9 protein-coding genes are annotated in these 12868 nt (G+C 37.1%); 2 read left to right on the top strand and 7 right to left on the bottom strand.

Features of this window, described 5'->3' with window-relative positions; all coding sequences use genetic code 11:
- Nucleotides 1-23: 23 nt before the first annotated feature.
- The gene (locus tag ACP6PL_RS04030) at nt 24-995 is read left to right on the top strand and encodes a glutathione S-transferase family protein (protein WP_426542795.1); all 972 of its coding nucleotides are present in this window, start codon (nt 24-26) and stop codon (nt 993-995) included.
- Nucleotides 996-2394: 1399 nt separating this feature from the next.
- Here ACP6PL_RS04030 and ACP6PL_RS04025 read toward each other — a convergent pair.
- From ACP6PL_RS04025 to ACP6PL_RS04010, 4 genes are all read right to left on the bottom strand, one after another.
- The gene (locus ACP6PL_RS04025; protein ID WP_426542793.1) at nt 2395-3186 is read right to left on the bottom strand and encodes a hypothetical protein; all 792 of its coding nucleotides are present in this window, start codon (nt 3184-3186) and stop codon (nt 2395-2397) included.
- A 593-nt stretch (nt 3187-3779) separates the two neighbouring features.
- The gene (locus ACP6PL_RS04020) at nt 3780-4649 is read right to left on the bottom strand and encodes an amino acid ABC transporter substrate-binding protein (protein ID WP_426542791.1); all 870 of its coding nucleotides are present in this window, start codon (nt 4647-4649) and stop codon (nt 3780-3782) included.
- Nucleotides 4650-4668: 19 nt separating this feature from the next.
- Nucleotides 4669-6438 carry an iron uptake porin gene (locus ACP6PL_RS04015; protein WP_426542789.1) on the bottom strand — a complete coding sequence of 590 codons (1770 nt, stop codon included), beginning with the start codon at nt 6436-6438 and terminating at the stop codon, nt 4669-4671.
- Between the two features lie 354 nt (nt 6439-6792).
- Complete coding sequence (locus tag ACP6PL_RS04010) at nt 6793-8577, bottom strand: iron uptake porin (protein WP_426542787.1); 1785 nt, start codon at nt 8575-8577, stop codon at nt 6793-6795.
- Between the two features lie 85 nt (nt 8578-8662).
- On the opposite strand from ACP6PL_RS04010, the gene ACP6PL_RS04005 reads away from it, so the two are divergent.
- The gene (locus tag ACP6PL_RS04005; protein ID WP_426542785.1) at nt 8663-8854 is read left to right on the top strand and encodes a DDE transposase family protein; all 192 of its coding nucleotides are present in this window, start codon (nt 8663-8665) and stop codon (nt 8852-8854) included.
- A 254-nt stretch (nt 8855-9108) separates the two neighbouring features.
- Here ACP6PL_RS04005 and ctpC read toward each other — a convergent pair whose 3' ends face one another.
- The 3 genes from ctpC to ACP6PL_RS03990 form a co-directional block, all read right to left on the bottom strand.
- Entirely contained in the window at nt 9109-10398 is a 1290-nt protein-coding gene (gene ctpC / locus ACP6PL_RS04000) for a carboxyl-terminal processing protease CtpC (protein WP_426542783.1), read from the bottom strand.
- Between the two features lie 522 nt (nt 10399-10920).
- Nucleotides 10921-12141, bottom strand: a complete 1221-nt coding sequence (gene ispG / locus ACP6PL_RS03995; protein ID WP_426542781.1) for a (E)-4-hydroxy-3-methylbut-2-enyl-diphosphate synthase — start codon at nt 12139-12141, stop codon at nt 10921-10923.
- A gap of 520 nt (nt 12142-12661) precedes the next feature.
- The coding region (locus ACP6PL_RS03990; RefSeq protein WP_426542779.1) for a hypothetical protein at nt 12662-12868 on the bottom strand (207 nt) is incomplete at its 5' end.

Raw genomic sequence — 12868 nt, 5'->3', positions numbered from 1 at the left:
TGATTATCTTTTAGGAGGTGACCATGGGCTTAGGTATTTTAGTTGATGGTAAGTGGATTTCTGAACGGGAACAAGAAGATTCTCAAGGTAGATTTATTCGGCCTCAGACCACTTTTCGTAATAAAATTACAGCAGATGGATCTAGTGGCTTTAAGGCAGAAGCAGGACGTTATCATCTATACATTTCTTGGGCTTGTCCTTGGGCACATCGAACTGCTATTATGCGGAAACTCAAGGGGTTAGAAGATGCTATTGGTTTGTCAGTTGTAGGTGCTGTAATTGACCAAAATAGTTGGGAATTTACAAATGAACCAGGGTCTATTCCTGATACTGTGAATAATCATAGTTATCTTTGGCAACTTTATCTTCAGGCAGACTCAAATTATAGTGGTAGGGTGACTGTACCTGTACTTTGGGATAAACAAACAGGTACAATAGTTAATAATGAATCCCGTGAAATTATTCGGATGCTTGATACTCAGTTTAGTGGTATTGCTCAAAGTGATGTAAATTTATGTCCAGAAGATTTACACGATCAGATTGAAGAAACTATTGATAAGATTTACCAACCTATTAATAATGGTGTCTATCGAGCAGGTTTTGCTGGTTCTCAGTTAGCTTATGATGAGGGAGTAAAAGATTTATTTGCAGCTTTAGATTATTGGGAAAATATCTTGTCAAAACAACGTTATTTGTGTGGCAATCGCCTAACTGAAGCCGATATTTGTATGTTTACTACTTTGCTTCGTTTCGATCCTGTTTATTATGTTCATTTCAAGTGTAATTTACGCCATATTTGGGAATATCCAAATCTAGGGAATTATCTGAAAGATATTTATCAACATCCAGGGGTAAAAGAAACTTGTAATTTTGACCATATTAAACGGCATTATTACATCAGTCATCCCAAGGTTAATCCTACCAGAATTGTGCCAGTTGGGCCGGAGATAGATTTAGATTCTCCTCATAACCGCGCATCAATAGACATATCCTAAACAGATTCTCAAACTCTTACCCCGCCGTTCTAAAATTGGCATTTTTGGAGAGGTCTAATACAAGGTAAGTATTCAGCTATAAGGTATATAATATCTGAATTCTTACGATGTAAGTTAATAGGGAAGAGGGAAAAAGACAGATGTTAAAATAGAAACTTTGTACTCTTTCTTTTTTCCTTATTCCCTTAACAAGAATATGCTGGCGATCGCTATACAAGAAAAAATGTTAATAGAGAGTTAATTTTTGACACTAAAAATAATCATTATTAAATAGTTAATGTGGGTTGAGAAAGCGATCATCGTATTCATTTTGATATTAAAGAACGGAAAATATGGCTACAGTATAATATAATGGTACAGAAATTGATTTTGCAGAAGAATTAGTAAAAAGCAGGAGCGCCTCATCAGGATATTGTCATTGGTTTTAATTCTCCATTGATACATCACTTTACAGAATATGGGGTCAGTTAATAATATTATCTGAAATTCTCTTGAATCAGAATATAGCAGTTCTTTAATCTATGAGGTAGAGTTTTAGACCATTGTGAAAGAAAGAATGTTACGAATAAAAAGACTTTACAGTAGATGTCTCTTTGATAAAAAAGATAATTTCTGACCTAAAAAACAGTATCGAAGCCATTCATTCTGACTCCTGACTCCTAAAAAATTCCCTGGCTATTTGTAGCAAAAATTTATTGGTTTGTATTACACCACCCCTTTCCCCCTTTTTCTATGCTTTACCCACATAAGATCGAATTCCTTACAGGATAGAGGAGAGGCAGAAGAGTTAGAAGAGAAGACAAACCTGCCATTTCTCATATCTAGGACAGAGGTGACTAAAACTGAATAAGACAATTTCAGCATTTGCCAACTCTGACTAGTGCTGCTACGCGGAAGTCAAAATTCAAAATTCAAAATTCAAAAGTATTGATTAGTAAGGCTTTGAGTATTTTGTAACTGGTCAGTTATTTCCGCCATTCTGCACTAGTACCGCTACGTGGAAGTCAGAATTCTGAATTCAACCCACCCCCGCCCCTCCCAGGAGGGGAGCTGGGAGGGGAAGTCTGCAGTTTTGATTGGTAAGGCTTTGAGTATTTTGTAACTGGTCAGTTATTTCCGTCATTCTGCACTAGCTACTTGAACCATCTCCTCACACTCCCAACCCTGCAATGCTTATAAGACTTATGGGTAAGGGATAGCTTAAAAGAAGGAGATTAACACTTAAGGATTTTTTTTGATTTTATCCCCTTCAAAGGGGAGACTTTCAATCTGAATTGTTTAATTATTAATTAATTATTTGGTAAATGTACCTCATTAAACAGATAAATGGTACAACATTTCCTCTAACCCCAGTAGGGGCGATGCGCGCATCAACCCTACTAAATTGAGGGGCTTGATATTATTTACCTTTCCTCAAACGATAAGCAAAGGCACCAAAAATTAACAAACCTATTGCAGAAGTTGGTTCGGGAACTGAAGTATTAGTTTCAGGTTCAGAACCTTCTACTGCCAGTGGAGAAAAATTATCAAATGCAAGTCCAACACCAGTTGCACTTCCCGTATAGACTAGGCGAATAGCATGAATATCTTTTTCTGGGCGGTCAAAAGACCAAAACCAAGGAGAAGCTTCTAAGGGAGAAGTTTCTAAGGGAAAAGTACCAGCAGGACTGACAATAGAATCAATCACAGATAAATCAGAACCCAGTGCTTGAACTTCCCATTGTTCACCTAACCCTGTTGGCCTACCGTCAATATCCCAAATTTCAGCCGATGCAGCTTTTGTTGGAGAAGTATAAGAAATTAGAAGAGATTCACCATTAGCTAGTGATCCAACTCCCCGTAGGAAAAAATTACCTAACCTGTCTTCAAAACCAGGAGCAGCTGTATCATCTTCTCCTCCATTTGTTGATTCAAAACCTGCTATGGAATCTGAAGAGCCAACAGCCTCCAACCTGGGGAAAAGTCCAGCATCGGGTAAACCATCCTGGTTACGATCAATGCCAAAAGTTACACCCAAGGATGAAAACTGATTTGTAATTGGCATATTATCTACAGCTAAACTTCCATCAGGAAATTTACCATCCACAGGTTCAAAATTAATCAGAGATGCTGCATTAACTGAATGATTGGGCAATACACACACAGAGGTAGCTGCCACAAGACCCATCAATATTTGTTTGGTTGTAGTCATAATTATTCGGTCAAAAATACAAAGTTGACACAGAGGAGTTTTCTTTTTTCCTTCTATTTAATGTCTTTGTCTAAGGTTTTGACTTCTATGCACCTAATAGAAAAAATTTCCGTACTAGATTGACATAGCTAAAACAGTGTATCATATCATTTTACTGGGGGCGGGTTTATCTAATATTAGGTTAAAACTCATTAATTTAAAACAAAACTAGCCCCTACTATTGCCACATTTAAGGCGTTTCGCTCTACTACTCAATTTTCTCAATTCTCAATATGGTGCATTACGAGGGATTCCTAAATACCTTTTAGAGCTTAAATTTTAGCCGTCTAATACACCCTACTGGATTGTTTCATCTTAAAATGTTGTAATAGAAAACTCTCTAGAGATTGCTTCACTGTCGTTTGCAATGACAATTCTAACGCACTATTTTAGCTGAAACGGTCCACTACTGGCATGTCAAGCTTAAAATGGTGGAATAGATTTTTGATGTCAAGCTTTGAAAAATAAGCATCGTAGCATTTTCCTAAAGTAACATTTAAGACTTGACACGGCACTACTCAATATTTTGACTTTTGACTTTTAACTTTTGACTTCTAACTTTCTTGAGTACAAGCATCATAAAGCATTTGACTATTTTCACTTAAACCATCCAGCAACCACTTTCTTTGAATTCTTTGAGCTTTTTTATCATTAGCAAGAAAGTCATTAATATACCTTTGCCAACTAGAATTTTCTTTCCCTCCAGGAAGTATGAATCCATAACCTGCACAAAATGGACGGCCATTTTCCTGATTAATAGTAATAAAAGTGTAATCTTTTTCCATATCAAAGTTCATTGCCCACGCTATACCTAACAAAAGAGTTCCATCACTGGCAAAACCATTAACTTCACCATCCGCTAAAGCTTCAATACCTTGTTGTCTACTTAAAAATTTATTCTCTATTTGTTCTTCAGGATAAGCACTCTTTAAATCACTTTCATTGCTAGTATTTCTAACTACACCAACCATCGCTTTACCTGCATTCACATCTTCTTCTGTTCTACCTCTTTGAGCTAAAACTTGTGTTGCTGTAATAAAAAAAGGTGCAGAAAAATTAATACCATGTTTTTCTTCACGTTCAGCACTAATAGTATTAGGACCACATTCTAAATCTACCTGACCACTTTTGACCATATCCCAACGACTCTGAACAGTTGATGTGACTAATCTTACCCTAATCGGATCTAGTTGATTGGCACTTAGACGTTCAGCTAAAGCATAGGCAATATCTACACAATATCCCTCCCTTTCTCCTTTGTCATTCCTAGAACCAAACCAATAAGAATCTTCCCTAACTCCTACATATATCAACTCTCTTCTAATAATTGTTTCTTCTGTTTGTGCGTGACTAATTTTTTGTGGAAAAATAGTCGCCAATAATGCTAGAGATGAAGCAATTAAAATTTTTAGTTTGCTATTCATTTTTTTCTCCTTTGAATAATTAGAATCTCCAAGTTGCTCGAGTCACAAATACTGTAATTGGGTCATTTCGATCATCATGCTCTGGTTCTGTTTCGATAAAGAAACCTGATGTTATATCTATATTATTTGAAATTCTATAATTGTAGAAAATTTGAAATTGTATAGAAGTATCTGGATCATCTTCACCATTGTCAATATGTGTTACTTTTGGTTGTTGACCCACTGAAAGACCTAACATTCCATTTTCAAATACTAAGTCATCTATAGCTACTGTCACTGCCCAATGCCAAATATCTGCTTCATCCCCTTCGCGATCGCCTGCTTCTGCTTCAGCATTACTGTAACCAACCCAACCAGAAAAAGTAAATGGTGCCCAGCGATAGCTAGTTTGGAATCCAAAATGGTCTGCTGAAGTTGCTACTCTGCCAAAAGGTCGTTGAGCATTTCTACTACCTGTAAAACCTGATACATTAACTAAATCTGCTGTATAATATGATCTTACATAAGCAAAAGAAAAATCAAAATTTACTGTAGGTGAGACTGTTAACTGACCATAAGCACTATGAGTACCGTTAAAAATTCCACCACCTTCTCTCGGATCGTTCACTCTTCCTGTACCACCACCAGGACCACCTCCAAGATAAGCTACATCCAACCTAAAATTCTGGTTAATTTGATAACTATAACCCAAACCAGCACCCCCTACTTGAATGTAGATAGTGGGATTATAAGCAGGATACAAGGCAAGACTTCCTGTATTACCACTAATTAGTCTAGGATTAAGTGCAGGAGCCATCAAATCGAAGTCAAGTCCAGCAGCTCCTATATAAAGACTCATTTTTGTGTTGAGCGGAAAAATATAGTATACTTCTGTGAGTCGGGCTACATCATCAGGTGGAGAGCCTGCATTTAAGAAGGTATGAGCGCTTTCTGTATTCAATCCTGGTAAATCTCCTACTCTTAGCCTAGTTCTCAGGAAGTCTAGACCTGTAAAACTGGTATCGAAGTTCAATGTTACGGCATGACCAAAAGCCATTTGAACATCATCAGCACTCACTGTAGCACCGTCTTCACCATCATTACCGAAAGCGTCATACAGGGCCATAGTGACTTGCCCTTTTAGCAAAGTTGTGGTAGAAAACTGATTAGCTTCCAGAATGTCTGTCCGAGTTTCCAGGGCATTGAGGCGGGACTTAATATCGGCTATTTCAATAGCAAAATCTTCTTGTAATCGTTGGCTTTTAGCAAGGTCTTCTTGAGAAATATAACCTTCATCAAATTCTTCAATGAGACCTTGGATAACTTGTAAACATTCGTTAAGATTTGCTGCAAATTCGTAACGACTTATGGCTCTATTGCCACCAAATGTAGCATTTGGGGAGGCCAATAAACAACCATAACGTTCTGCTAACCCTTGGAGGGCACTATAAGCCCAATCTGTGGGTAGAACATCACTAAGTTGATTGACAGAGTTAACTTGTTCCAAGGAGGGAGATATTTCTGAAGGTTGGTTGAGTTGATTATATTGTTCTATTTGTCCTAAAGTATCGTTATTTGTCTCTTTAACTGTGGTTGTGCTTTCCTGGTTTGAGTTGGCAAGTGGTTGAGATTTTGGTGGGGGTTGGTTGAGTGGGTTATACTTCTCTATTTTTTCTAAAATCTGGGCAGTTTGGTTAATATTTTGACTTGATACTTGCTTCTGAGCTTTACTACTGGGAGCAATACATAAAACAAATCCTATCCCTATAACTAAGGGAAAAATTACAACATCATAAAGTTTACGTCCCATATTTTTAATTTGATAATTTTATTGATGCTAAAAAAGGCATTACGATTTTAATATGCAAGTGACATTATTAAAACTTTTCTTCTAATAATTATTTATCTTGATGATGCGTGATAGTAATTTGAAAAAAGAATGTTACAAATATTTTCAAATTTTAGGTGTGAAATAATTTCCTGAAATTACTGTAGCTTCAAAGTTTTGAGCCGATAAAATCTTAATTCATGACTTTTGACTTTGAACTTTTGACTTTCGTGAAACGGTATGACTTGTTTTGTGCAGAAAAATAGTTGGTAAAAATGCTTGCTATGAAATAATTAAAATTTGCAGTTTATTGTTAATTTTTGCTAGTTTCAATTTTTAGAATCTCCAAGTAGTTCTTGTAATAATTACCCAAAGAAGCTCATTTTTATCATCATGTTCCGGTTTTGTCTCGAGGAAAAAACCATTGGTAATATTTATATTATTCGTAATCTGATAATCGTAGAAAAGTTGAAATTGTATAGAAGTATCTGGGTCATCTTCACCACCATCAATATGTGTCAGTTTTGGCTGTTGACCAACAGAAAAACCTAACATTCCATTTTCAAATAGCAAGTCATCTATAGCTACTGTCAATGCCCAATGCCAAATATCTGCTTCATCCCCTTGGCGATCGCCTGTTTCTGCTTCAGCATTGCTATAACCAACCCAACCAGCAATAGTAAACTGTGCCCAGCGATAGCTACTTTGAAATCCAAAATGGTCTGCTGAAGTTGCAACTTTGCCAAAAGGTTCTTGAGCATTTTTGCTACCTGTAAAACCTGCTAAATTAACTAAATCTGCTGTATAATATGCTCTGACATAAGCAAAAGAAACATCAAAATCTCGGTTGAGTGAAGCAGTAAACTGAGCATAACCACTATAAGTACCATTAAAAAGTCCACCGCCTTCTCTAGGCTCGTTTACTCTACCAGTACCACCGCCAGGAGCACCTCCAAGATAGGCTAAGTCTAATCTCAAGTTATCGTTAATTTGATAACTATAACCTAAACCAGCACCCCCTACTTGAATATATATGGTGGGGTTGTAAGCTGGAAATAGAGCCAGAGAACCTTTTGTACCACTCACCAGTTTAGGATTAAGGGCACGAGCCATCAAATCAAAATCAAGTCCAGCAGCTCCAACATAAAGACTCATCTTGCGGTTGAGGGGAAAAATATAATAGACTTCGGTTAATCTTACTTGTTCATTTGTGTCAAAACCGAAGTTAAACAAGGTTGTATTTGTTTGTGTTCCTCCACTAACCCCCGGCAACCTTCCCGCTCTGAGTCGAGTTCTGAGGAAGTCTTTGCCTGTGAAACTGGTATCAAAGTTTAATGTTACGGCATGGCCAAAAGATGTCTGAATGTTTTGAGTCGTTACAGTTGCTCCTTCTTCATCCTCACTACCGAAAACATCATATAGAGCTAAGATGACTTCCCCTTTTAGCAAAGTTGTGGTAGAAAACTGATTAGCTTCCAGAATGTCTGTCCGAGTTTCCAAGGCATTGAGGCGAGACTTAATATCGGCTATTTCAATAGCAAAATCTTCTTGTAATCGTTGGCTTTTTGCTAAGTCTTCTTGGGAAATATAAGCTTCATCGAATTCTTCAATCAGACTTTGAATAACTTGTAAACATTCGTTAAGATTTGCTGCGAATTCGTAACGACTGATGGCTATATTGCCGTTAAATGTAGTATTTGGATAGGCTAATAGACAACCGTAACGTTCTGCTAATCCTTGGAGGGCACTATAAGCCCAATCTGTAGGTAGAACATCACTAAGTTGATTGACAGAGTTAACTCGTTCTAAGGAGGGAGATATTTCTGAAGGTTGGTTAAGTTGATTATATTGTTCTATTTGTCCTAAAGTATCGTTATTTGTCTCTTTATTTGTCTCTTTAACTGTGGTTGTAGTTTCCTGGTTTGAGTCGGCAAGTGGTTGAGATTTTGGTGGGGGTTGGTTGAGTGGGTTGTACTCCTCTATTTTTTCTAAAATCTGGGCAGTTTGGTTAATATTTTGACTTGATACTTGCTTCTGAGCTTTAGTGCTGGGAGCAATAGATAAAACAAATCCCATTCCTAGAACTAGGGGAAATATTAGAACATAATGTTTATATCCCATGTTTTGAATTTGATAATTTTATTGGCGGAACGAAAAGCATTATGATTTTAATACGCAAAGGAAACCATCTTGAATATTCAGTTTTATGAGCGACTCATCACCAAAATTCTATATAATCAAGACAATAGAGGAAAGCTGTGAAATTTTAGCTGCGGAAGAAGTCGAACAAAAAAAAGACCCCAAGATTCTAGAAACATGGGGTCCATTTAATTCTGTTGAGGAAGCGATCGCCCGTCGTGTAGGATTAATTAGAAGTGGCAAGTGTAAACCACATTAACGAATTCAGAGGTCAGAAGTTAAATTTTTACTTTATTTTTAGGTCTAAAAAGCTCAAAAAGTTAGCATTTTGGGCAGACAAGGGCAAAAAAATTACTCCCTCATATCATGTTCAGATAATCACTTATAATAAAGTCTTTGTTTGTAGTAGGGCTTCAGCCCGAACTTTAGATAGGGCTGAAGCCCTACTACGAGCTTTAATTATATATAACTATTTAACCAAACATAATATCACTTCCCTATTTCCCTATTCCACTAGTTACCAAACTGAGCTTTCTTATTTTGCACCGCAGCAATTTCTTGAGTCAAGATATCTAATGCTTTTGCGTATTGAGGATCGTCAATAGTACCTATTTTATTACGATCTTTGCGCAAAGTCTCTTTTTGTGTATCTGTCAGGGAGATTTCCACATCTGGTACAATACCCTCATGGTTAATATCCCGACCACTAGGAGTAAAGTATTTAGCGATCGTCACCGCTAACCCTGCACCTTGGCCAACACCACGTACTGACTGCACTAACCCTTTACCAAAAGTCTTAGTACCTACTAATGTAGCTCGGTTGTTATCTTGCAGCGCACCAGAAAGAATCTCACTTGCACTGGCGGAACCTCCATCTACCATAATAACTAATGGCTTATCTGTCAAAGACCTATTATTAGCTTTCTGGCGATCCGTCACACCATTACGGTTAACAGTAGAAACAATATCTCCACGATCCATCCACATCCTAGCAATTTCGATACTAGCATATAGCAATCCACCAGGATTAGAGCGTAAATCTAGAATATAACCTGATACATTCTGAGTTTCTAAATCATCTATTGCCTCTCGCATCTCACCAGCAGCGTTAGCACTAAACTGGTTTAAGCGAATATAACCAACTTGACCAAGAGAACTTTGTTTCTGAGAATACTTAACAGGATGAATTTCAATTTTTGCTCGAATAATTGGGAATTCTATTTCCTGATTTTCTCGTTTAATAGTTAAAGTTACTTGACTACCAATTGGACCGCGAATCAGACTTACTGCCTGATTAATATCCATTCCTTCAGTGCTTTGACCATCAATTTTAGTAATAATATCTTTAGCTTGAATACCTGAATCAAAAGCTGGAGTATCTTCTATTGGCGAAATTACTACCAATTTTTTGGTATCCTGGTCTTGGGTTAGCTGAATTCCTACACCTGTTAGTTCCCCAGAAGTATCTATTTGCATATTTTTAAACTCTTCGGGGTCCATGAAACGGGTGTAAGGATCGCCTAGCTTTTCTAGCATTTCCCGGATTGCATCATAAGCTTCTTCATCACTGGAATAAGTTTGATCGAGATACTCAGTGCGAGTAGCTTTCCAGTCTACCTGATTGAAAGTACCATCTACATAAGTTTTATCAATAATCTGCCAAACCTGGTCGATTAATTCTTTAGGGTTATTATTATTTAATGATGCTTGAGAGGAAAGATGAATACCAGCGCCGATAACTGTGACGCCTGTTAACATTAATGCTGTTGCACCAAGGATAAGACCACGTTTTGCTATAACCATTTTGTTTGTTGAATGAATTTAAACAATAATTACTACACCATAGCTAGACCCAATTTAGCATATATAACTGTTGCCCAGAGTTAGCCTATTTAGTAAGTTGAAAGTCAAATTTCTCTATTAATAATCTTATTGATAAATATAGGCGATATAAATTTGACAATTTATTTTTTTATCTCCTAATTAATTAGGAGAACTTAGTTATTCTCAACTTTTTTTCAGGAATCTAAAAATTATTATTTGTTTGTAAAGTTATTTAATATTTTTTTAACTATCTATTTCTATTTAAACTACCCTGGTTCTTAAGAATAAGAATCAAAATGAGGGTATTAGTCACTATAACTACCAATTAGAAGCTTTTATCAGACTCAATCCAACTAATAAATTGTCATATTATCTGTATCCAAATTAACTGATTTAGATTCCGGATAACCGATAGAATTAAAAGTTGAGTTTAATCTGTTAGATAATTAATGGAGGAGTGCAGTAAAAATACACTCCTACTACAAACATCTCAATTATAAACTAGGGTTCAACCCAACGGCCATCAGCTTTAATTAAATTAATTAATTCTTCAACTCCTTGGGATTCGGGAACTTTCTTAATTTCTTCCCGCCCACGATATAACGAGATATAACCAGCTTGCTTGCCTACATAACCATAATCTGCATCTGCCATTTCTCCTGGACCATTAACAATACAACCCATAACGGCAATATCTAATCCTGTTAGGTGTTTTGTTGCTTCTCGCACTTGATGCAGAACATCCTCAAGATTGAATAAGGTTCGACCACAGGATGGGCAAGCTACATATTCTACCATTGTTTTCCGTAGACCCAAGGCTTGGAGAATACCGTAACAAACTGGAATTTCTTTTTCGGGTGCTTCAGTTAAAGAGACACGAATTGTATCTCCTATTCCTTCTGCTAAAAGTGTACCAATACCAGCAGTAGACTTTATTCGACCGTACTCTCCATCCCCTGCTTCCGTCACACCTAAATGTAGAGGATAAGCCATACCTAGTTCATCCATCCGCTTCACCATTAATCGATAAGCAGCGAGCATTACTGGAACTCGTGAGGCTTTCAGAGAAATTACTATATTATAGTAATCTAAAGATTCACAAATTTTGATAAATTCTAGAGCAGACTCTACCATACCTTCTGGGGTGTCCCCATAAGTAAACAGCATCCTTTCAGCCAGAGAGCCATGATTAACTCCAATGCGCATGGCTTTGTTTTGGTCTCTGAGAGAGACTACCAGGGGTTCTAGGGTTTGGCGAATTTTATCACCTATTTCTGCAAATTCTGCTTGGGTATATTCCTTTCTGCCAATTTGTGGCTTTTCAAATACATATAGACCAGGATTAATTCGGACTTTATCAACGTGTTTAGCAACTTCCAGAGCAATTTTCATGCCATTATGGTGAACATCGGCAACTAGTGGTACAGGTTTGTAGGTTTCTGCTAATTTTTGTTTTATTTCTGCCAGAGATTTAGCGTGGGCCATACTGGGAACAGTAACACGGACAATTTCGCAACCTATTTCATGTAAACGCCGAATAGCAGCTACGGAAGCATTAATGTCAAGGGTATCTTCGTTGATCATTGACTGGACTACAACTGGATGGCCACCACCAATGGTTATATCACCCACTTTGACGGAACGAGTTTTTCGCCGATGGATAGTGGTATCAAAGGCAGGTTGGTTTATAGGGGTTGTGATTGGGTTTTCTAGGGTTTGCATAATATATCGTTATTTTTCTGTGGTGAAAAGCTCAGTAGTATATTGTTTTCTATATTTCAGGTTGCCATATAATTGTCACTTATACCGTTTCACGGAATTTAAAAGTTATGCCTGAAAAGTCAATTTTTTTGATTATATGGGCTGAAAACTTTAACTCACAATAATTTCCGACAATTATTTCCCAAATAGAAGTTATTTATGACATAACTTTTGGATTTTGAATCTGGTTTCTCAATTTGGACAAGGTAGCGATCGCTTGGCCAATGACCATATATTATAGTTTTGTCTAAATACAACAGTTTCCGCGTGTTATTTAATATACATATATTGACGGTTTAGAATTTAGAGTTTAAAAATTATCTACGGGTATGATGACTACGAAGTTTACCGGAAATATGTGCAGAGTCAGTTGTACGTTAGTTAGTTCGGAATCCACTGTAAGTGCTGTTACTTTACCTCACGGACAATCAGAAGCGCTGTATCTTTCATTAATTGATAATTGATAATGGATAATTGATAATTACAAGAAGGTTTTAACCGCACGGGAATTGAATACAAGGAAATTCAAGAGCACTTTTCTCTTGGTCGATTGGATATGCCGTTTCGCTACGCGACATGAAACGCGTAGCGTCCCGGAGGGAACGGAGACCTCGGCATCCCATCCTAAGGTCATGCTCCGCAAACGACCGCTCTCTTGGTTGAGGGATGGCGAGGTTTCCTCGCCATC

Origin of the sequence: Dapis purpurea BLCC-M126 (genome assembly GCF_050015975.1) — a bacterium.
Classification (GTDB): Bacteria; Cyanobacteriota; Cyanobacteriia; order Cyanobacteriales; family Microcoleaceae; genus Trichodesmium.
Note: the sequence above shows the minus strand (reverse complement) of the source record. Positions and strands in the feature narration are given on the sequence as shown.